The 19,741-nt window shown below is 67.0% G+C and carries 19 protein-coding genes and 1 riboswitch; of the genes, 11 read left to right on the top strand and 8 right to left on the bottom strand.

Features of this window, described 5'->3' with window-relative positions; genetic code table 11:
• Nucleotides 1–73 precede the first annotated feature (73 nt).
• The 4 genes from E1832_RS07600 to E1832_RS07585 all read right to left on the bottom strand — a co-directional run bounded on the left by E1832_RS07600 (nt 74) and on the right by E1832_RS07585 (nt 4,595).
• Nucleotides 74–772, bottom strand: coding sequence for a thiamine ABC transporter ATP-binding protein (locus tag E1832_RS07600; protein WP_133359138.1), 699 nt, complete (start codon nt 770–772; stop codon nt 74–76).
• On the bottom strand, nt 759–2,318 hold the full coding sequence (locus E1832_RS07595) for a thiamine/thiamine pyrophosphate ABC transporter permease ThiP (RefSeq protein WP_133359137.1): 1,560 nt from the start codon (nt 2,316–2,318) through the stop codon (nt 759–761). The genes E1832_RS07600 and E1832_RS07595 overlap by 14 nt, the downstream gene beginning before the upstream one ends.
• Entirely contained in the window at nt 2,294–3,271 is a 978-nt protein-coding gene (gene thiB, locus E1832_RS07590) for a thiamine ABC transporter substrate binding subunit (RefSeq protein WP_133359136.1), read from the bottom strand. Before thiB ends, E1832_RS07595 begins: the two co-directional genes overlap by 25 nt.
• A gap of 36 nt (nt 3,272–3,307) precedes the next feature.
• A riboswitch (TPP riboswitch) is annotated at nt 3,308–3,462 on the bottom strand.
• A 74-nt stretch (nt 3,463–3,536) separates the two neighbouring features.
• Complete coding sequence (locus tag E1832_RS07585) at nt 3,537–4,595, bottom strand: acyltransferase family protein (protein ID WP_165978829.1); 1,059 nt, start codon at nt 4,593–4,595, stop codon at nt 3,537–3,539.
• Between the two features lie 208 nt (nt 4,596–4,803).
• On the opposite strand from E1832_RS07585, the gene aroC reads away from it, so the two are divergent.
• The 3 genes from aroC to E1832_RS07570 are packed head-to-tail and all read left to right on the top strand — an operon-like array spanning nt 4,804 to nt 7,515.
• On the top strand, nt 4,804–5,919 hold the full coding sequence (gene aroC / locus E1832_RS07580) for a chorismate synthase (RefSeq protein WP_133359134.1): 1,116 nt from the start codon (nt 4,804–4,806) through the stop codon (nt 5,917–5,919).
• A 46-nt stretch (nt 5,920–5,965) separates the two neighbouring features.
• Nucleotides 5,966–6,574, top strand: a complete 609-nt coding sequence (locus tag E1832_RS07575) for an HD domain-containing protein (RefSeq protein WP_133359133.1) — start codon at nt 5,966–5,968, stop codon at nt 6,572–6,574.
• On the top strand, nt 6,571–7,515 hold the full coding sequence (locus E1832_RS07570) for an AEC family transporter (RefSeq protein ID WP_133359132.1): 945 nt from the start codon (nt 6,571–6,573) through the stop codon (nt 7,513–7,515). Before E1832_RS07575 ends, E1832_RS07570 begins: the two co-directional genes overlap by 4 nt.
• 52 nt (nt 7,516–7,567) lie before the next feature.
• On the opposite strand, the gene E1832_RS07565 is transcribed toward E1832_RS07570, so the two are convergent.
• Entirely contained in the window at nt 7,568–9,070 is a 1,503-nt protein-coding gene (locus tag E1832_RS07565) for a malonate--CoA ligase (protein ID WP_133359131.1), read from the bottom strand.
• 94 nt (nt 9,071–9,164) lie between these two features.
• On the opposite strand from E1832_RS07565, the gene E1832_RS07560 reads away from it, so the two are divergent.
• Nucleotides 9,165–10,106: a DMT family transporter gene (locus E1832_RS07560; protein ID WP_133359130.1), complete on the top strand. Its 942-nt coding sequence runs from the start codon at nt 9,165–9,167 to the stop codon at nt 10,104–10,106.
• A 57-nt stretch (nt 10,107–10,163) separates the two neighbouring features.
• Nucleotides 10,164–10,763: a cob(I)yrinic acid a,c-diamide adenosyltransferase gene (cobO, locus tag E1832_RS07555; protein ID WP_133359129.1), complete on the top strand. Its 600-nt coding sequence runs from the start codon at nt 10,164–10,166 to the stop codon at nt 10,761–10,763.
• Nucleotides 10,764–10,810: 47 nt separating this feature from the next.
• Here cobO and E1832_RS07550 read toward each other — a convergent pair whose 3' ends face one another.
• The gene (locus tag E1832_RS07550; RefSeq protein WP_133359128.1) at nt 10,811–11,461 is read right to left on the bottom strand and encodes a GntR family transcriptional regulator; all 651 of its coding nucleotides are present in this window, start codon (nt 11,459–11,461) and stop codon (nt 10,811–10,813) included.
• A 103-nt stretch (nt 11,462–11,564) separates the two neighbouring features.
• On the opposite strand from E1832_RS07550, the gene E1832_RS07545 reads away from it, so the two are divergent.
• Nucleotides 11,565–12,035, top strand: coding sequence for a YbaK/EbsC family protein (locus E1832_RS07545; protein WP_133359127.1), 471 nt, complete (start codon nt 11,565–11,567; stop codon nt 12,033–12,035).
• Between the two features lie 63 nt (nt 12,036–12,098).
• On the opposite strand, the gene E1832_RS07540 is transcribed toward E1832_RS07545, so the two are convergent.
• Together E1832_RS07540 and E1832_RS07535 are read right to left on the bottom strand one after the other, a co-directional pair.
• Nucleotides 12,099–13,496 carry an aspartate aminotransferase family protein gene (locus E1832_RS07540; protein ID WP_133359126.1) on the bottom strand — a complete coding sequence of 466 codons (1,398 nt, stop codon included), beginning with the start codon at nt 13,494–13,496 and terminating at the stop codon, nt 12,099–12,101.
• Nucleotides 13,497–13,561: 65 nt separating this feature from the next.
• On the bottom strand, nt 13,562–14,257 hold the full coding sequence (locus tag E1832_RS07535; protein ID WP_133359200.1) for a GntR family transcriptional regulator: 696 nt from the start codon (nt 14,255–14,257) through the stop codon (nt 13,562–13,564).
• Nucleotides 14,258–14,396: 139 nt separating this feature from the next.
• Here E1832_RS07535 and E1832_RS07530 point away from each other — a divergent pair, with 139 nt between their 5' ends.
• From E1832_RS07530 to E1832_RS07510, 5 genes are read left to right on the top strand one after another with little or no spacing between them, the layout of a single operon-like run.
• On the top strand, nt 14,397–15,482 hold the full coding sequence (locus E1832_RS07530) for a polyamine ABC transporter substrate-binding protein (protein WP_133359125.1): 1,086 nt from the start codon (nt 14,397–14,399) through the stop codon (nt 15,480–15,482).
• Between the two features lie 42 nt (nt 15,483–15,524).
• Nucleotides 15,525–16,685: an ABC transporter ATP-binding protein gene (locus tag E1832_RS07525; RefSeq protein ID WP_133359199.1), complete on the top strand. Its 1,161-nt coding sequence runs from the start codon at nt 15,525–15,527 to the stop codon at nt 16,683–16,685.
• A gap of 4 nt (nt 16,686–16,689) precedes the next feature.
• On the top strand, nt 16,690–17,580 hold the full coding sequence (locus tag E1832_RS07520) for an ABC transporter permease subunit (protein ID WP_133359124.1): 891 nt from the start codon (nt 16,690–16,692) through the stop codon (nt 17,578–17,580).
• Nucleotides 17,577–18,395 carry an ABC transporter permease gene (locus tag E1832_RS07515; protein WP_133359123.1) on the top strand — a complete coding sequence of 273 codons (819 nt, stop codon included), beginning with the start codon at nt 17,577–17,579 and terminating at the stop codon, nt 18,393–18,395. The genes E1832_RS07520 and E1832_RS07515 overlap by 4 nt, the downstream gene beginning before the upstream one ends.
• Complete coding sequence (locus tag E1832_RS07510; protein ID WP_133359122.1) at nt 18,392–19,705, top strand: NAD(P)/FAD-dependent oxidoreductase; 1,314 nt, start codon at nt 18,392–18,394, stop codon at nt 19,703–19,705. Before E1832_RS07515 ends, E1832_RS07510 begins: the two co-directional genes overlap by 4 nt.
• Nucleotides 19,706–19,741: the final 36 nt, after the last annotated feature.

Raw genomic sequence — 19,741 nt, 5'->3', positions numbered from 1 at the left:
CAGGCGGCCTTGAGGTCTTTGAAACTGCCGGCACGCGCCCGCCATCGGCCGGCGGGCGCGTGCCGGCAGTTTGTCAGGTTTCGCCCAGATAGTCGCGGAGCGCCGGCGGCGGATTGTCCAGCAGCGCGGCGGTGGGTTGCGGCGGGTGGGCCGTGCCCACGGCCACCAGGATCGCCTGATCGGCGATGCGGCGGGCGTCGTCCGGATCGTGGCTGATCATCAGCAGCGTTGCGCCGGTCTCTTCGGCCAGTGCCGCGACCAGATCCAGCATTTCGACCTTCAGCGCCGGGCCGAGGGCGGCGAAGGGTTCATCGAGCAGCAAGAGCGGCCGGTCCTGCAACAGCACCCGGGCCAGCGCGGCGCGGCTTTGCTGGCCACCGGAGAGGGCGCCGGGTTTGCGATCCTCCAGCCCCGCCAGCCCGACGCGGGTGAGCGCTGCGCGGACCCTGGCCTTCTGCTCTGCATTCAGCCGCAGGTCGGGGCGCAGGCCGAGGCCGGCATTTTCCGCCACGGTCAGGTGCGGGAACAGGTTGCCGTCCTGGAACAACATGGCGACGGGACGCTTGCCCGGGGCGTCGCCGGTAATGTCGCGCCCGTCCCAGAGGATGCGGCCGCGCTCCAGCGGGCGGAAGCCGGCGATCGCCTCGATCAGCGTGGTCTTGCCGGCACCGGAGGGGCCGATGACGGCGACGCGGGCGCCCCCATCCACCGCCCAATCGGCGCGGACGGTGAACTCGCCATTGCGGATCACCGCGTCTTCAAGCCTCAGCATGCCAGCGCCCTCCGCGGTCGAAGATCCAGAAGGCCAGCATCGACAACACCAGCAGCAGGAGCGCCGCGCCCGCCGCCGCCTCCATCCGGTAGGCCCCCATCAGACGGTAGATCTGCAGCGGCAGCGTGGCCACCTCGGTATCGGCAAAAAGCGCGATGACGCCGAGATCGCCCATCGACAGCGCGGCACCGAGACCGGCGGCAAAGCCGATCTGGGCCCGCATCCGCGGCAGCAGCACCAGCCGCAGGAACGGCCCGCCGCCCATGTTCAGGCTGGCCCCCAGCCTTCCGTAATCGCCGATCACCGCCTGCGCGCGCGGCACGAGGATGCGCAGGGCAAAGGGCAGCGCCATCACCGCGTTGACCAGCGCCGTCACCGGCAGCGCCAGCGCAAAGGGGTCGGCCAGCGGATAGATCACCACGAAAAGGCCGATGCCGATCACCAGCGGCGAGACGGCGAGGCCGAGCAGACCCGCCAGCTCGACCCAGAGCGCGTGGCGGGCGAGCGCGACGGTGGCGGCCATGGGCACGGCGAGGAGGAGCAGGATTGCGGTGCTGCCCAGCGCGATCAGCACCGAGGTTGCGGCGGCGCGAAAGACGCTCAGCGGCAGTTGCGGCAGGCCGGGCAAGCCGGAAAGGGCGATGGCGGCCAGCGGCAGCAGCAGAAACAGGGCGGCGAGGGCGATGGCGCCGGTATCGAGCAGGCGCAGGCCGGTTGTATTGGCGTCCCACCGCTGCACCGGGCGGTCGAGACCGGCGCCGAAACCGCCGCCGGGGCGCGCGCGCAGGGCGAGGCTGGCGGCGATCACCGTCAGGGCGATCTGGATGCAGGACAGCAGCGCCGCGCGACCGAGGTCGAAATCGAAATGGAACGCCTGATAGATCGCCAGTTCCACCGTGGTGGCGCGCGGGCCGCCGCCCAGCGTCAGCGCCACGGCGAAGGAGCTGAGGCAGATGGCAAAGACCACCGCCAGCGCGCCGGGGGCCACGCGGGCAAGCATCGGACGCTCCAGCAGCCGCCAGATCGCCCCCGGGCCGGCGCCAAGCTGGGCGGCGAGGCGGAAGCGTTCGGCGGGGATCTCCTGCCAGCCCTGCAGGATCAGCCGGGTCGCCAGCGGCAGGTTGAAGAAGACATGCGCCAGCACCACCCCGTGCAGACCATAGATTCGCAGCGGCTCGAGCCCGACGGCGCCCAGCGCCTGGCTGACCCATCCGGCGCGGCCGAAGACGGCCAAGAGGCCCAGCACGGCGACGATCACCGGCAGGATGAACGGCGCGCCGAGAAGCGTGATCAGCGCCGCACGGCCGGGAAACCGCCGCCGCGCCAGCGCGCGGGCCACCGGCACCGCCAGCGCCACACTGAAGACGGCGGAGAGCGCGGCCTGCATGAGGGTAAAGCGCAGCGCCTGCCAGTCGGCGGGGCCGAGCCCCTTGCCCGGCTCGGCCCGAAGGGCCACGGCGGCGAGCGTGCCGAGGATCAGCGCGGCGACGAATGCCGCCGCGCCGACCCCCGCTGCGCCGCTTACCGGCTGAGCGCGGTCAGCCATTCGGTGAGCGCGGGGTCGCGCAGCTCTGCCGCCTCTTCGGGCGAGAACAGGAGCGCCTTGGCGGGCTGGATCAGCGTCTCGAAGCCTGCGGGCAGGCCAGCCTCCGGCGTCACCGCCGGGTACATCCAGTTGGTGGTGGGCAGCACCGACTGGAAGGCGTCCGTCACCATGAATTGCAGGAATTGATCGGCCAGCTCCGGCTGGTCGGTGGCGGCGAGTTTACCGGCCACCTCGACCTGCATGTAATGGCCCTCGTCGAACGGAGCGGCGGTCTTGCTGTCGTCCTCTTCCGCGATCAGGTGATAGGCGGGCGAGGTGGTGTAGGAGAGCACCAGGTCGGCCTCGCCATCGAGGAACAGGCCATAGGCCTCGGACCAGCCTTTGGTCACGGTGACGATATTGTCGGCCAGCCCCTCCCAGATCGCCGGGGCCTCATCGCCATAGGCCGCCTTGACCCACATCAGCAGGCCCAGCCCCGGGGTGGAGCTGCGCGGATCCTGGATCACGATCTTCAGATCGCTGTCGGCCAGCGCGCGGAACGAGGTGGGGGCGGCGAGATCGCGGGACTGGACGAAGGCGAAATAGCCCCAGTCGTAGGGGACGAAATTCGCATCGCTCCATTCGATCGGCAGATCGTACTCGGCCGTCACCGCATGGGGGGCGAAGAGGCCGCTGTCGCGGGCTGCCTGAACAAGGTTGGTGTCCAGCCCCAGCACGATATCGGCCTCGGTGCGGGCGCCTTCGAGCTTGAGCCGAGCCAGCAGTGCGGCGCCGTCGCCGGCGGCGACCAGTTTCAGATAGCAGCCGCAGACCTCCTCGAAGGCCTTTTCGACCTGCGGGCCGGGCCCCCATTCGGCGGTGAAACTGTCATAGGTATAGACGGTCAGCGTCGGCACCTCGGCAAGCGCCGTAGTGGCCGAAAGCAATCCCGCTGCAAACGTTAGATACTTCATGGCATCCTCCTTTTGCGGCGACAGGGCAAGGGTGGAGGCATGTCCATTCACCTTCCCTACGCCGGTATGAGCCGGTTCAGGTTCAACGGGTTCGCAACTGCATCTCAGCCCGAATTTCTGTCGCCTCACCCGGGCGGGAAACGGTTTCCCATGGACCCTGATGAGGCGCAGGGGCACCCCGAGGTGAGGCGGACCGTAGTGCCCCGCCCCGCCGGCGGCAAGCCATTTCAACCGCGGCGATGCCCTGCCCCGGCACCGGCGGGGTCTAGCGCGGCACCGGCAGATGGCCGGTTATGCGCCGCCGCAGCGGCAGCAGCGGGCGTTCGACCAGCTGGTGAATCGCCGCGGCATAGAGTACCGACAGCCCACCGGCGCAGATCACCTTCCACAGCATTCCGGTCCCGGCGAAGGCCCCGAAATCCATGGTGCGGATCAGCACGAGGTGGATCAGGTAGATCGAATAGGAATAAACGCCGATCCTCTGCATCCAGCCCCAGTTCAGCGGGCGGAACAGCCACAGGTCCGGGCGGGTGACCGCATAGTAGAAGATCGGCATCAGCGCGAGTCCCTGCACCGCATATCGGAGCACCGAGCGGAACGCCGGATCGCGCCAGAGGAAACTGACCAGCAGCGCGGCGAAGGACAGCGCCAGCACGCTCGCCATGACCACTGGCCGTCCGGCCCGCACGGGGATCCTGTCGCGCCACATCAACAGCGCCAGCGCGCATCCGACCAGCAGGCTGTCGAGCCGGGTGTCGCTGAGATAATAGATCCCCTCGAAGCCGGTCCCCAGACCCCAGTAATGGACTGCGCGCCAGAGGGTGAAAACCAGGATCAGCGGCCAGATCCACCGCAACCGCCGGACCGGTCCGGCGAAGACCAGAAAGACCAGCGGCCAGAGGATATAGAAATGCTCCTCGACCGAGAGAGACCACAGCACGCCCAGGCCCAGCACCGTCTCGCTCTGGCCGTAGATGTAGAGGTAGTTGAAGAAGAAAAAGATCTGGCTGATGAGCGTGGTCCAGTCGAACCCGCCGATGGCGATCCCGGTGGCCAGCAGCAGATAGGACAGCCCCAGCGCGCAGAGCAGCGGCGGCATCAGCCGCAACACCCGCCGGGCATAGAAGGCCCGGAACGAGATCCGGCCATAGCGGTCCGTCTCGCGGCACAGCAGGGTGGTAATCAGGAAACCCGAGATAAAAAAGAACACCGTCACCCCGAAGCCCCCGGGCACGGTGTCGCCGAAACCGACATGGCTGGCGAACACGACCAGGATCGATACCGCGCGAAACCCGTCAAGCGAGGGGATATGTCCCGATGTCACGTCGACGGTCCCAGTTCTGTTCCGTTCCGGCCCCATTCAAATCAGCGGCTCCGCCTGCGGACAAGGGGAAACCGGTCGCCGGACCCGACCCATTTGCCGCCGGTGGCTGCGGTCTGCGGACCGTTTTGCGGCCCGATTTGCGGCCCGCGAATTGCACCGGCCCCGGCAATACGGTAACTGCGGGCGCGAACCCTGTGGAGCAGCGCCTATGTCCCTGAACACCTTCGGTCATCTCTTCCGTGTCACCACCTGGGGCGAAAGCCACGGGCCCGCACTGGGCGCCACGGTCGACGGCTGCCCCCCCGGCGTGCCGGTGGACGAGGGCGTCATCCAGCAATGGCTCGACCGCCGCAGGCCGGGCACCAGCCGCTATACCACCCAGCGGCGCGAACCGGACGCGGTGAAGATCCTGTCGGGCGTGTTCGAGGGGCAGACCACCGGCACACCGGTGCAACTGATGATCGAGAACACCGACCAGCGGTCCAAGGATTACTCCGAGATCATGGAGAAGTTCCGGCCCGGCCATGCCGATATCACCTATTGGCAGAAATACGGCATCCGCGATTACCGCGGCGGCGGCCGCTCTTCGGCGCGCGAGACGGCGGCGCGGGTCGCCGCCGGCGGACTGGCGCGGGCGGCGCTGGCGACATTGGCGCCCGGGGTCGAGATCACCGGCTACATGACCCGGATCGGGCCGCATGAGATCGACCGCGAGCGGTTCGACTGGGGCACCATCGCGGAAAACCCGTTCTGGTGCCCCGACGCCCGGGCGGCGGCGGACTGGGCGGACTATATGACCGCCCTGCGCAAATCCGGCAATTCGGTGGGCGCGATCGTCGAGGTGGTGGCGCGCGGCGTGCCCGCCGGCCTCGGCGCGCCGGTCTATGGCAAGCTCGACACCGATCTGGCCGCCGCGATGATGTCGATCAACGCGGTCAAGGGCGTGGAGATCGGCGAGGGGATGGCGGCAGCCCAGCTCACCGGCGAGGACAACGCCGATGAGATCTTCATGGGGAACGACGGGCGGCCGGTGTATTCCTCGAACCACGCCGGCGGCATTCTGGGCGGCATTTCCACCGGGCAGGACGTGGTGGTTCGCTTCGCGGTCAAACCCACCTCCTCGATCCTGAAGCCACGCCAGACCATCACCAGATCGGGCGAGGCAGCCGAGATCATCACCAAGGGCCGCCACGACCCCTGCGTCGGCATCCGCGCGGTGCCGGTGGGCGAGGCGATGATGGCCTGCGTGATCCTCGATCATATCCTGCTGAACCGCGGCCAGATCGGCGGCGCGGTGGGCGAGGCCCGGGGTCGCATTGGCTGATCTCGCCCCCCTGCGGAACCGGCTGCGGGAAATTGTCGAAACCCGCATGGCGCAGGACAGCGCCCATGACATGGCCCATCTCGACCGGGTCTGGGCCAATGTGCAGGCGATTGCCGGGGAGGGTGCGGATCGCGCGGTTCTGCTGGCGGCGAGCTATCTGCACGATCTGGTGAACCTGCCCAAGGACAGCCCCGACCGCGCCCGCGCCTCAAGGCTGGCGGCGGAGGAGGCGGCGCCGATCCTGCGTGATCTGGGCTTTGACGCGGAGCGGATCGCGGCGACCCGGCACGCCATCGCCGCGCATAGTTTTTCCGCCGGTATCCCGCCGGAGACGCCAGAGGCGAAGATCCTGCGCGATGCCGACCGGCTGGATGCGCTGGGGGCCGTGGGTATCGCCCGTTGCTTTGCCGTTTCCGGCGCGCTGGGGCGGCCGCTCTATGATCCCGCCGACCCCTTTTCCCAGCGCCGCGATCCCGACGACAGGGCCCATGCGCTCGATCATTTCCGCACCAAGCTGCTGGCGCTGCCCGCCGGAATGCTGACCGCGCGGGGGCGGCAGATCGCCCACGCGCGCGCCCGGCGCATGATCGGTTTCCTCGAAGACCTCGGCGCCGAGATCGGCACCCCCCTGCCGCCGGACTGGACCGCGACATGAGCGATATTCTCGGCATCACCTTTCCGATCTACGCTGCGGTGGTCATCGGCTACATCGTGGTGCGGATCGGCTGGTTCAAACCGCAGGACATGGGGGTTCTGGGGCAATATGTGCTGAACCTGGCGCTGCCGGCGCTGCTGTTCAACGCGGTGGCGGGCCGCGATCTGGGCGAGGTGCTGCGCCCCGGCTATCTGCTGGTGATGGCGGTCGGCGGGCTGGCGACCCTCATCGCCGCCTGGCTGTGGTTCGGCGCCACCGCGCCGGACAGGCCGCGCCGGGCGCTGGCGGTGATGGGGGCCTCCTGCCCCAACTCCGGCTTTGTCGGCTATCCGGTGCTGCTGCTGGTGCTGCCCGATCTGGCAGGCGTGATCCTGGCGCTGAATTTCCTGGTCGAGAATGTGCTGATCATCCCGATCTGCCTGATTCTGATGGATCTGGCGGAGGGTCGCGCCGGGGTTTCGCCGCTGCGGCGGGCGGGCCATGTGCTGTTGGGGCTGCTGAAGCGGCCGATGGTGATCGGGCTGCTCTTGGGGCTGGCGGTCTCGGCCTCCGGCCTGACCATCCCGGCGCCGGTGACCCGGGTGATGGGGATGCTGGCGGCCTCTGCCGCCGCGCTGTCGCTGATGGTGATCGGCGGCGCGCTGGTGGGGCTGCCGATGAAGGGAAACAAGACGCTGGCGGCGCAGATCGCGGCGGCCAAGCTGTTGCTGCATCCGGGGATGGTGGCGCTTGCGGCGCTGGCGCTGCCGCTGCTCGGCCTCGCCGCCCTGAGCGAAGAGATGCGCCTTGCCGCGATCCTGTCGGCGGCGATGCCGATGTTCGGCATCTACACCGTTCTGGCGCAGGAGCGCGGCCTTGGCGGGGCGGCCTCCATCGCCCTGCTGGTGGCCACCTCCGCCGCCTTCTTCAGCCTCAGCGCGCTGCTGTTCTGGCTGACCTGAGCGGGAATGGCGCCGCGCGCCATGCCTCCGGCGGGTGCCGCCGGGCGCGCGGTCAGGCGAGAACCGTGCTGTAGTCGTCGCGCAGCGCCTTTTTCTGCACCTTGCCCATGGTGTTGCGCGGCAGGGCATCGACCATGACGATCCTTTTCGGCTGCTTGAATTTGGCAAGCTGGCCGTCGAGCGCGGCGGCGATGGCCTCGGGCGTGGTGCCGTCGCTGTCGGGGACCACCACGGCGACCACCCCCTCGCCGAAGTCGGGGTGCGGCACGCCGATCACCGCGCTTTCCAGCACGCCGGGCAGCTCGTCGATCAGGCCTTCGACCTCTTTGGGATAGACGTTGAAGCCGCCGGTGATGATCAGATCCTTTTCGCGGCCGACGATGGTGACATAACCATCGGCGTCGATCATCGCCAAATCGCCGGTGATGAACCAGCCGTCCGGGCGCAGCTCTTCCGCCGTCTTCTCGGGCATCTGCCAGTAACCCTGGAACACGTTTGGCCCGCGCACCTCGAGCACACCGATCTCGTCGGCGGGCACCTCTTTGCCCTCGTGCATCACCCGCGCTTCGACGCCGGGCAGCGGGAAGCCGACGGTGCCGGCCCGACGCTCGCCGTCGTAGGGGTTTGAGGTGCTCATGTTGGTTTCGGTCATGCCGTAGCGTTCCAGGATGCGGTGCCCGGTGCGTGCCTCCCATTGCTCATGGGTTTCCACCAGCAGCGGCGCCGAGCCGGAGATGAACAGGCGCATGTTGGCCGCGCGCTCTTTCGTCAGGCGCGGGTCGGCGAGCAGGCGGGTGTAGAAGGTGGGCACCCCCATCAGCGCGGTTGCCTGCGGCATCGCGTCCAGAATGGCGTCCGCGTCGAACCCCTGAAGGAAGATCACCCGCGCCCCGGCCAGCAGCGCCACGTTGGTGGCGACGAACAGCCCGTGGGTGTGAAAGATCGGCAGCGCGTGAATCAGCACGTCCTGCGGCGTGAACCGCCAGTAGTCGCGCAGCGTTTCGGAGTTGCTGGCCAGGTTGGCGTGGCTGAGCATCGCACCCTTGGAGCGGCCGGTGGTGCCCGACGTGTACAGAATCGCCGCCAGATCGTCCGGCCCGCGCGGCACCGGGTCGAAGCCGCCGCGCCCGACCACGGCGTCGGTCAGCGTGCCCAGCCCCTTGCCGTCGAGCGTGACCACCCGAGCGTCACCGGCGATGCCGGAGATCGCCTCGTACTTCGCCGGATCGCAGACCACCACGCGCGGGGTGGCGTCGCCGAGGAAATAGGAAACCTCGGGCGTCGTATAGGCGGTGTTGAGCGGCAGAAAGACACCGCCGGCCATCACCGTGCCGAGATAGAGCTGAATCGCCTCGATGGTCTTGGAGACCTGCACCGCCACCCGGTCGCCCGGCTGAACGCCCATCGCCACCAGCGCCGCCGCGTTGCGCTCGGCGCCGGCGAAAAGCTCGCCAAAGGTCATGCTGGCGCGGGCCGGGAAGGTGGCGAAATTGCGGGTCTCGTGGCCCACAGAGGCCGCACGCAGCCGGGTGATCAGGTGATTGTCGTCGTACATCGAATGCCTCCGCTCGGGTTTCGTCTATCTGCGCCCTGCAACGGGGCGAAATCAACCCGTTGATCTTTCCCGTGGCGCGGCGCAGGGTCCGCGAATGGCGACATCCTTAACATCGCATCGACCGGGACTCGCGGTGACGCTGAAACTCAGCGCGATCTTTTTGTTCTCGACAATGGCGGCGCTGATCAAGGCGACGTCCGAGGATGTCCCGGCGGGTGAGGCGGTGTTTTTCCGCTCGTTCTTTGCGATCCCGGTGATCCTGGTCTGGATCGCCGCCAAGGGAGAGCTGCGCAGCGGGCTGATTGCGCATCGGCCGATGGGGCATTTCTGGCGCGGGATCATCGGCACCTCGGCGATGGGGATGACCTTTGCCGGTCTGGGGCTTTTGCCGCTGCCCGAAGTCACGGCGATCGGCTATGCCACGCCGATCTTTACCCTGATACTGGCCGCGCTGATGCTGGGCGAGCGGATCCGGCTGGTGCGGATCAGCGCGGTTCTGGTGGGTCTGGTCGGGGTGGTGATCATGGTCTGGCCGCGCCTTGGCGCCGGCGGCGGCGGACTGCGCGATGCCGCCGCGCTGGGCGCGCTGCTGATCCTCGGGGCGACGATGCTGCGGGCGCTGGTGCAGATCCATATCCGGCGGATGGTGGAGACCGAGCGCACGTCGGCCATCGTGTTCTATTTCTCGGCCACCGCATCCGTTCTGGCGCTGCTGACGCTGCCGTTCGGCTGGGTGGTGCCGCCGCCGCAGATCGCCCTGCTGCTGGTGCTGGCGGGTCTGGTGGGGGGCGTGGCGCAGATCCTGGTGACCGCGTCCTACCGGTTCGGGCCGGCCTCGATGCTGGCGCCCTATGACTACGCCTCGATGCTGTTCGCGATCCTGATCGGCTATGTCTGGTTCGGCGAGGTGCCGACGCTGGTCATGCTGGCGGGTGCCGCGCTGGTGATCGCGGGCAATATACTGGTGATCTGGCGCGAGCATCATCTGGGGCTGGAACGGGCCCGCGCGCGATCGGTCAGCGATCCGAAGGCGTGATCTTTACCCCCGCGCCGCCTGCCCTATGATCCGTCGGACATTCAGGAGGGACGCCGCGTGACCGACGCCGAGACACATAAGCAGAAGATGAAGAAGATGCAGGCCGAGCACCGCGCCAAGGTCTCCGAGGCGGGCGATCCGGGGCGCGGGCTGGTGCTGGTGCATACCGGCAACGGCAAGGGCAAGTCGTCCAGCGCCTTTGGCGTTGTCGTGCGCGCGCTGGGCTGGCGGCAGACGGTGGGCGTGGTTCAGTTCATCAAGGGCAGCTGGATCACCGGCGAGCGGCAGTTCTTCGACCGGCTGGGCGGGGTCACCTGGCATACCATGGGCGAAGGCTTTACCTGGGACACCCAGGATCGCGCCCGCGACATCGCCGCCGCGCAGGCCGCGTTCGCCCGCGCGCGTCAGATGATGGAGAGCGGCGATTTCGACCTGCTGGTTCTGGACGAGATCAACATCGCGCTGCGCTATGGCTATCTGAGTGCCGAAGAGGTGCTGGAGGGGCTGAGGGCGCGTGCGGATCGGACCGGCGTGATCCTGACCGGGCGCGATGCGCCGGCGGAGATCTGCGCCTATGCCGACCTGGTCACCGAAATGACCGAGGTCAAGCACCCCTATCACAACGGGATCAAGGCGCAACGCGGGGTGGATTTCTAAGCCTCGCCGGCGCTGGACCCGCCGCCCTGACCAGAGACGGGCCGTATTCAGTCCGCCGTGCGCAGGGCGGCGAGCAGGGCCTCGCTGGCGCTGACGATATGCGCGGTCAGCAGCCCGCAGGCGCGCTCGGCGTCCCGGTCGCGGCAGGCCGCAAGCAGCGCCCGGTGTTCGGCATGAGAGCGGGCGGCATAGTCCAGCTCTCTCGCCGCCAGATGCAGATAGCGTTCATTGAGATCGCTCAGGCCGGCGATATGGGACAGCAGTCGCGGCCGCTGGCAGGGCGCGAGCAAGGCGAGGTGAAACGCCTTGTTCAGCGCACCGAACCGGTCTGCTGCGGCTGTTTCGGCCTGATCCAGAATCGCCTCGGCCTGATCCAGCTGGCGGTTTGTCAGTTCGGGAATGGCGTGTTTCAGCGCCAGCGGCTCTGCCACCGCCCGCATCTCGGAGATTTCCCGGAAACCGGCGGCATCCAACGGCGCCACCCGCGCGCCGCGATTGGTCGCCAGGATGACCAGCCCCTCCTGTTCCAGAATGCGCAGGCTGTCGCGGACCGGCATCCTGCTGGTGTGGAACCGCCGCGCCAGTTCCTCCTGCCGCAGGACTGTGCCCGGGGCGAAGGCGCCGGCGATGATGTCGGTGCGCAGCGCCGCGGCGATCTGTGTGGCGGTGGCGCCGGTTCGGCTGGGCTTGTCTGTCATGGCGGTCCGTTTCCTTGCCGGTACAATCCTGCGGCATTGACAGAATGTCTGCAATACGTATTTTTGTATCCAATCTTTGCCAGAGGATACCCAGGAGGCCTCGATGTCGAAAAGCACCAGGCGCGTCGAGCGCGCCGCAGCCGCCGCCGGATTGGACATGTCGGTCCTGCATATGCCCGCCTCGACCCGGACCGCGCAGGAGGCCGCCGCCGCCTGCGCCTGCGACGTAGGGCAGATCGTCAAATCGATGATCTTCGAGGGGGTCGACAGCGGCGAGTTGAAGCTGCTGCTGGTCAGCGGACGGCACGACGTGAACCTGGATGCCGCCAGCGGGATGTTCGACGAGGGGCTGCGCCGCGCCGACCCCGGGCGGGTGCGCGAGGAAACCGGATTCGCGATTGGCGGTGTCGCGCCGATCGGCCATCTGAGCGCCATCGACACCTGGATGGACAACGCGCTATTGCAGTATCCTGCGGTCTGGGCGGCGGCCGGCGCGCCCAACGCCGTCTTTCGCGTCGCGCCGGACGCGCTGCTGCGGGCCACCGGGGCGCGGGTGTTCCACAACGGAGCCTGACCCCTGAACGAAAACCCCCCGGGCCGGGGCCCGGGGGGTCGGTCTTGGTCCTCGGTACGCCCCTCAGGACGCCATTTTCAGCAGATCCCGTTCCCTGAGCTGGGCGTGGCATTCGTCGAGCGCGCGGCGGGCACGGTCGATCAGGGTGTCGATCTCTGCCTTGGTGATGACCAGCGGCGGCGAGATGACCATCCGGTCGCCGACGTGGCGCATGATCAGGTTGTTGGCAAAGCAGCGTTCGCGGCAGATGTATCCCACGGTGCCCGGATCGGAGGCGAACTTGGCGCGGCTCGCCTTGTCGGGCGTCAACGCCAGCGAGGCCATCATGCCGACGATCCTGGTCTCGCCCACCAGCGGGTGATCGCCGAGGCTGTGCCATTTCTCGGCCAGGTAGGGCGCGGTTTCGGCGCGCACGCGGTCGACGATGCCCTCTTCCTCGAGGATGCGCAGGTTTTCCAGCGCCACGGCGGCGGCCACCGGATGGCCGGAATAGGTATAGCCGTGGTTGAACTCCACCCCGCCCAGGGTCTTGGCCACCTCGTCGCTGACCACCGAGCCGCCGACCGGCTGGTAGCCCGAGCTGAGCCCCTTGGCGATGGTCATGATGTCGGGACGGATGTTCAGGGTCTGGCAGCCGAACCAGTTGCCGGTGCGGCCAAACCCGGTGATCACCTCATCCGCGATCAGCAGGATCTCGTACTTGTCGCAGATGCGCTGGATCTCGGGCCAATAGCTGTCGGGCGCCACGATCACGCCGCCGGCGCCCTGCACCGGCTCGGCGATAAAGGCCGCGACGCGATCCTCGCCCAGGTCCTGGATCGCGGCTTCCAGCTCTTGCGCGCGGGCGAGGCCGAACGCCTCGGGCGTCATGTCGCCGCCTTCGGCCCACCAGTCGGGCTGATTGATGTGATGAATGTCCGGGATCGGCATGCCGCCCTGGGCATGCATTCCGGCCATGCCGCCGAGGCTGGCGCTGCCCATGGACGAGCCGTGATAGGCGTTCTTGCGGCTGATGATGATCTTTTTATCGGGCTTGCCCTTGGCGTCCCAATAGGTGCGCACCATGCGGATGTTGGTGTCGTTCGCCTCGGACCCGCCTGCGGCGAAGAACACGTGGTTCAGATCGCCCGGCGCCAGTTCGGCGATCTTGCTGGCCAGCGCGATGGCGGGCACATGCGTGGTCTGGAAGAAGGTGTTGTAGTAGGGCAGCTCGCGCATCTGGCGGGCGGCAACCTCGGCCAGCTCGTCACGGCCATAGCCGATATTGACGCACCACAGCCCGGCCATGCCGTCGAGGATCTCGACCCCCTCGCTGTCGGTCAGATAGACGCCCTTGGCCCGCGTGATCACCCGCGCGCCCTTGGCCGCCAGCTCGTCTCCGTTGGTGAAGGGGTGCATGTGGTGGGCGCTGTCCAGCGCCTGAAGCTCGGCGGTCGGCATGTGGTTGGTGATGGCGGGCATCGCGGGACTCCTGAAATTCCGGTGTTAGGGACAGAATATGATCAAATTTTTTGCTGTCAATCGAATCAGACCTGCACGCTGCGTTCTTCCAGCACCGCGTCGACCATTTGCATGCCCTGAACCACATCCTCAGCCATCGCCCCGGCCGCGGCCTCTATATCGCCGATGCGCAGCGCATCCAGCAGTTCCTTGTGCCGGTCGGGCAGATTCTGTGTCCCGAACCGGCCACAGACAACCCGCAGAGAGGGGCCGAACCGCAGCCACATCCGGTCGGACAGATCCAGCATCACCGGCGCCTGCGCGCGGGCATAAAGGGCCGTGTGAAAGTTATAGTTCTGCTGCAGATAGCCCGAGACATCGCCCGCCGCGATGGCGGAATCCAAAGCCGAGTCAATTGCTTCCAGCTCGGCGATCAGACCCGGCGTGACATGGCGCGCGGCCCGGCGCGTCAGTTCGGATTCCAGGGCCTGGCGGACGAAGATCAGCTGCTCGACATCCGCCGCCGACAACACCGGCACGCTGACGCGGCGGTTGCCCTGAAACACCAGCGCCCCGTCCGAGATCAATCGCCGGATCGCCTCGCGCACCGGAGTCATGCCGGCGCCAAGCGAATCAGTCAGCCCCTGAATGGTCACAGCCTGGCCCGGAGCCATCTCTCCGAACAGGATCTGACCCCGGAGTTTCTGATAAACCTGTTCGTGAACCGGCGGTTCGGCGGCCGGTTTCGGGGCTTTCGCTGCTGATTTTTTGATCAAATTCAACGGACTCTTCCTGATGCGACTGACTATGCTTGCACTGAGCGAGGCTGCGTGAAAACATATCCCTTGTTGCCGGGGAAGGCAAAACTTGATCAAATCAGAAGATGCGGGGGTAAACCCGTTCCTTCACAGGGAGACTACTATGACCTTCAAATCGCTGAGTCTGACCGCGGTTCTGGCGCTGGGCGCCTCCGCCGTGCAGGCCGAGGAAGTCCGCGTTTACAACTGGTCGGACTATATCGACGAGGAGTTGCTGGCCAAGTTCGAGGCAGAAACCGGCATCGACCTGATCTATGACGTGTTCGACAGCAACGAGGTTCTCGAGACCAAGATGCTGGCCGGCGGCTCGGGCTATGACGTGGTGGTGCCCTCGGGCACCTTCCTGCAGCGCCAGATTTCCGCGGGCGCGTTCCAGAAACTGGACATGTCCAAACTGCCGAACCACAAGAACATGTGGGACGTCGTCGAAAAGCGCACCGCGCAATATGACCCCGACAACGCCTATTCGATCAACTACATGTGGGGCACCACCGGCATCGGCGTGAATGTCGGCAAGGTGACCGAGCTGCTGGGCGAGGACGCCCCGATCGACAGCTGGGCGCTGGTCTTTGACCCCGCCAACATGGAGAAGCTGGCCGGCTGCGGCGTGCATTTCCTCGACGCCCCCGCCGAGATGATCCCGGCCGCGCTGAAATACATCGGCGAGGATCCCGACAGCCAGGACCCCGACGTCATCGCCAAGGCCGAAGGCGTCTATATGGCGGTCCGCCCCTATATCCAGAAGTTCCACAGCTCGGAGTACATCAACGGGCTGGCCAATGGCGACATCTGCGTCGCGGTCGGCTGGTCGGGTGACGTGCTGCAGGCGCGCGACCGCGCGGCCGAGGCCGACAATGGCGTCGAGATCGCCTATCACGCGCCCAAGGAAGGCGCCCAGATGTGGTTCGACCAGATGGCGATTCCGGTCGACGCGCCCAACCCGGACGCCGCGCACAAGTTCCTGAATTTCATCATGGACGCCCAGAACATGGCGGCGGCCTCGAACTATGTCTACTACGCCAATGGCAACCTCGCCTCGCAGGAATTCCTGGTCGAGGACGTCATCGGCGATCCGGCGATCTATCCGGATGCCGCGACGCTGGAAAACCTGTTCACCACCCGGCCCTATCCGGCCAAGGTGCAGCGGGTCGTCACCCGTCTGTGGACCAAGATCAAGTCGGGCACCTGAGCCCTGATTTCGCGGGCGGGCCGGTTTCGGCCCGCCCCGATGATGCTCAGACCAACGGGGGCCACCTTGCAATCCACGAAATTCGCGCCCTGGGAAGACCCAGAGGCAAAGCCGTTGATCCGGTTCCAGAACGTGACCAAGCGGTTCGGCACATTCACTGCCATCGACAACCTGTCGCTTGATATCTTTGAGCGGGAATTCTTTGCCCTGCTGGGCCCGTCGGGCTGCGGCAAGACCACGATGATGCGGATGCTGGGCGGGTTCGAGTCACCGACCGAGGGCCGCATCGAACTGTCCGGCAAGGACATCGTCGGCGTGCCGCCGAACAAGCGCGCGGTGAACATGATGTTCCAGTCCTACGCGCTGTTTCCGCACCTGTCGGTCTGGGACAACATCGCCTTCGGCCTGCGCCGCGACGGCCGGCCAAAGGCCGATGTCGAGGCCCGCGTGGCCGAGATGCTGAAGCTGACCCGGCTGGAAAAATTCGCGCGCCGCAAACCGCACCAGATCTCGGGCGGCCAGCGCCAGCGCGTGGCACTGGCGCGCAGCCTTGCCAAGGCGCCGAAACTGCTGCTGCTCGACGAGCCGCTGGGCGCGCTGGACAAGAAGCTGCGCCAGGATACCCAGTTCGAGCTGATGGACATCCAGGAAAAGACCGGAACCACCTTTGTCATCGTCACCCACGACCAGGAAGAGGCGATGACCGTCGCCTCCCGCGTGGCGGTGATGGACGAAGGCAAGCTGATCCAGGTGGCCACGCCGGACCGGATCTATGAGAGCCCCGAAAACGTCTATGTGGCCGATTTCATCGGCGACGTGAACATCATCGAAGGGCGCGCCACGCCAGAGGCCGGGGGCGAGGACGACACCTATCGCATCGACTGGGCCGAGGGCGAGACGCCGCTGCAGGCGACCTCCGCCACCCGGTTCGACCCCGGCCAGACCTGTTACCTGGCGATCCGGCCGGAAAAGGTGACGATTTCCGCCGAACGTCCCGAAGGCGCCCTGAACGCGGTTCAGGGCAAGGTGCTGGATATCGCCTATCTGGGCAATATCTCGACCTATCATGTCGAGCTGACCTCGGGCACGGTCATCAAGGCGCAGACGGCGAACACGCGCCGCATCTCGCGCCGGAGTTTCACTTGGGAAGATCCCGTCTGGCTGTCCTGGACGGTCACCGGCGGCGTTCTTCTGGCGGGGTGAAACGATGCGCCGACTGCTCCTGATCGCGGTTCCCTATCTCTGGCTTCTGGCGCTGTTCCTGGTGCCCTTCATCATCGTCCTGAAGATCTCGCTCTCGGACATCGCGCTGGCGATCCCGCCCTATACGCCGACGCTGGATTTCGCCGCCGGCTGGGCGGGGATCAAGGCGTTCTTCGCCGGTCTGGATTTCGAGAATTTCATCTGGCTCACCGAGGACGACCTGTACTGGAAGGCCTATCTCAGCAGCCTGACCATCGCCCTGATCTCGACCGTGCTGACGCTGATGATCGGCTATCCCATCGCCTATGGCATGGCCCGCGCGCCGGGAGAGTGGCGCCCCACTCTGATGATGCTGATCATCCTGCCGTTCTGGACCAGTTTCCTGATCCGCGTCTATTCCTGGATGGGCATCCTCAGCCAGGAGGGGTTCCTGAACCAGTTCCTGCTGTGGACCGGCATCATCAATGAGCCGCTGATCATCCTGAACACCAAGATCGCGGTCTATATCGGCATCGTTTATACCTATCTGCCGTTCATGATCCTGCCGATCTACGCCGCGCTGGACCGGCTGGACGAATCGCTGATTGAGGCGGCCGAGGATCTGGGCTGTTCACGGCTCAGCGCGTTCTGGCTGATCACCGTGCCGCTGTCGAAAAACGGCATCGCGGCGGGGTGTTTTCTGGTCTTCATCCCGGCACTGGGCGAGTTTGTGATCCCCTCGCTGCTGGGCGGATCGGGCACGCTGATGATTGGCAAGGTGCTGTGGGAGGAGTTCTTTTCCAACCGCGACTGGCCGGTGGCCAGCGCGGTGGCGATCGTGCTGCTGCTGCTCCTGGTGATTCCGATCGTGCTGTTCCAGCGCAACCAGCAGAAACAGGCGGAGGCGGAGCAATGAACAGGCTGAGCTGGTTCAATACCGTATCGCTGACGCTGGGGTTCGCGTTCCTCTACATCCCGATGCTGATCCTGGTGATCTACAGCTTCAACGCGAGCAAGCTGGTCACCGTCTGGGCCGGGTTTTCCACCCGCTGGTACGGCGAGCTGCTGCACAACGAGGCCTTCCTCGATGCCGCCTGGGTGACGCTGAAGGTGGCGGTGTTCTCCTCCTCCATCGCCACGGTTCTGGGCACCATGGCGGCCTATGTGCTGGTACGCGGCAACCGGTTCCTGGGCCGCACGCTGTTCTCCGGCATGATCTATGCGCCGCTGGTGATGCCCGAGGTGATCACCGGCCTGTCGCTGCTGCTGCTGTTCATCGGCATCGGGCTGGATCGCGGTGTTCTGACCATCGTGCTGGCGCATACCACCTTTTCGATGTGCTATGTCTCGGTGGTGGTGTCCTCGCGGCTGGTGACCTTCGACCGCTCGCTGGAAGAGGCCGCGCTCGACCTCGGCTGTTCCCCGGCACAGGCGTTCCGGCTGGTCACCCTGCCGATCATCGCCCCGGCGGTCATCTCGGGCTGGCTGCTGGCCTTCACGCTCTCGCTCGACGATCTGGTGATCGCCTCCTTCACCGCCGGGCCGTCCTCGACCACGCTGCCGATCAAGATCTTCTCGGCGGTGCGGCTGGGGGTAAGCCCCGAGATCAACGCGCTGTCCACCGTCATGATCGCCATCGTCGCGGTCGGGGTGATCGCGGCCTCGCTGGTCTCCAAACGCAGCCTTGTGCGCCAGCAGAAGGACGAACAGGAAGCGGCGCGCGCGCAATGAAACGGATCTTCGGGGCTTTTGCCTATTCGGGCGCGCCGCGCGACGGCTGCTGGTGGGATGAAACCGCAACCCGCCCCGACTGGCCCGAGGCGCGGGGGGATCTGCGCACCGATGTCGCGGTGATCGGCGGCGGCTATACCGGGCTGTCCGCCGCGCTGCACCTGGCCGGGGCGGGCGCCTCGGTCGCGGTGCTGGACGCGGAGTATCCCGGCTGGGGCGCCTCGGGGCGCAACGGCGGGTTCTGCTGCCTTGGCGGCGCCAAGCTCAGCAGCGCGCAATTCGCCCGGGCCTATGGACCAGAGCAGGCGCGCGATTTCTATCGGGCCGAGGTCGCGGCGGTGAAACTGGTGGCCGGTCTGCTCGACCGGCTGGGGATCGACGCCGACACCCATTCGCGCGGCGAAACCCAGATCGCCCACAGCCCCCGCGCGATGGCCCGTCTGCGCCGCGCCGCCGAGGGCGAGGAGGGCGCAGTTCTGACCGAACGCGCCGATCTGGCCTCGGAAGGGTTCGGCGGGCCGTTCCACGGTGCGCTGACCCTGCCGGTCGGCTTTGGTCTCAATCCGCGCAAATACGTTCTCGGCCTTGCCCGCGCCGCCGCAGAGGCCGGGGCGGCCCTCTATCAGAAAAGCCCGGCGGGCCGGATCGAGACAACCGCCGGCGGTTACCGGATCGCCCTGCCGCAGGGCACGCTGCAGGCCGAGACGGTCCTGATCTGTACCAATGGTTATTCCAGCGAGGATCTCCCCGGCTGGCTGGCGGGCCGCTATATGCCGGCGCAGTCCACCGTGCTGGTCACCCGACCGCTGAGCGATGCGGAACTTGCCGCGCAGGGCTGGACCACGGACCAGATGGCCTATGACACCCGCAACCTGCTGCATTACTTCCGGCTGATGCCCGACCGGCGGTTCCTGTTCGGGATGCGTGGCGGGCTGCTCTCCGGCGGCCGGGCCGAGGCCGCCGCGCGGGCCCGCACCAGGGCCGATTTCGAGCGCATGTTCCCCGCCTGGCGCGGCGTGGAAAGCGCGCATATGTGGTCCGGGATGGTCTGTCTGGCCGCAAACCGCGTGCCCTTTGCCGGACCGGTGCCGGGACGCCCGGGGATGTTCGCCGGGCTGGCCTATCACGGCAACGGCGTGGCGATGGGCAGCTATACCGGGCGGCTGCTGGCCGATCTGGCACGGGGCCAGACGCCGGATCTGCCCTACCCCGACCCGATGCGGCGACCGATGCGGCGCTTTCCACTGGGCCGGGCCCGGCGTCTGCTGATGCCGCCGCTCTACGCGGCGCTGGCGCTCGGCGACCTCTGAGCGGTCCTTTCGCGGCGCGGTTGACAGCCCCCGCAG

Source organism: Antarcticimicrobium luteum (genome assembly GCF_004358185.1).
GTDB classification, from domain to species: Bacteria; Pseudomonadota; Alphaproteobacteria; order Rhodobacterales; family Rhodobacteraceae; genus Antarcticimicrobium; species Antarcticimicrobium luteum.
This window is presented reverse-complemented; position numbering and strand designations above follow the sequence as displayed.

What these genes read in the sequence shown, in the direction of transcription:
- E1832_RS07600 (WP_133359138.1), bottom strand. Translation starts at nt 772, where the DNA reads ATGCTGAGGCTTGAAGACGCGGTGATCCGCAATGGCGAGTTCACCGTC.
- E1832_RS07595 (WP_133359137.1), bottom strand. Translation starts at nt 2,318, where the DNA reads ATGGCTGACCGCGCTCAGCCGGTAAGCGGCGCAGCGGGGGTCGGCGCG.
- thiB (WP_133359136.1), bottom strand. Translation starts at nt 3,271, where the DNA reads ATGAAGTATCTAACGTTTGCAGCGGGATTGCTTTCGGCCACTACGGCG.
- aroC (WP_133359134.1), top strand. Translation starts at nt 4,804, where the DNA reads ATGTCCCTGAACACCTTCGGTCATCTCTTCCGTGTCACCACCTGGGGC.
- E1832_RS07575 (WP_133359133.1), top strand. Translation starts at nt 5,966, where the DNA reads ATGGCGCAGGACAGCGCCCATGACATGGCCCATCTCGACCGGGTCTGG.
- E1832_RS07570 (WP_133359132.1), top strand. Translation starts at nt 6,571, where the DNA reads ATGAGCGATATTCTCGGCATCACCTTTCCGATCTACGCTGCGGTGGTC.
- E1832_RS07565 (WP_133359131.1), bottom strand. Translation starts at nt 9,070, where the DNA reads ATGTACGACGACAATCACCTGATCACCCGGCTGCGTGCGGCCTCTGTG.
- E1832_RS07560 (WP_133359130.1), top strand. Translation starts at nt 9,165, where the DNA reads ATGGCGACATCCTTAACATCGCATCGACCGGGACTCGCGGTGACGCTG.
- E1832_RS07550 (WP_133359128.1), bottom strand. Translation starts at nt 11,461, where the DNA reads ATGACAGACAAGCCCAGCCGAACCGGCGCCACCGCCACACAGATCGCC.
- E1832_RS07545 (WP_133359127.1), top strand. Translation starts at nt 11,565, where the DNA reads ATGTCGAAAAGCACCAGGCGCGTCGAGCGCGCCGCAGCCGCCGCCGGA.
- E1832_RS07540 (WP_133359126.1), bottom strand. Translation starts at nt 13,496, where the DNA reads ATGCCCGCCATCACCAACCACATGCCGACCGCCGAGCTTCAGGCGCTG.
- E1832_RS07530 (WP_133359125.1), top strand. Translation starts at nt 14,397, where the DNA reads ATGACCTTCAAATCGCTGAGTCTGACCGCGGTTCTGGCGCTGGGCGCC.
- E1832_RS07525 (WP_133359199.1), top strand. Translation starts at nt 15,525, where the DNA reads ATGCTCAGACCAACGGGGGCCACCTTGCAATCCACGAAATTCGCGCCC.
- E1832_RS07520 (WP_133359124.1), top strand. Translation starts at nt 16,690, where the DNA reads ATGCGCCGACTGCTCCTGATCGCGGTTCCCTATCTCTGGCTTCTGGCG.
- E1832_RS07515 (WP_133359123.1), top strand. Translation starts at nt 17,577, where the DNA reads ATGAACAGGCTGAGCTGGTTCAATACCGTATCGCTGACGCTGGGGTTC.
- E1832_RS07510 (WP_133359122.1), top strand. Translation starts at nt 18,392, where the DNA reads ATGAAACGGATCTTCGGGGCTTTTGCCTATTCGGGCGCGCCGCGCGAC.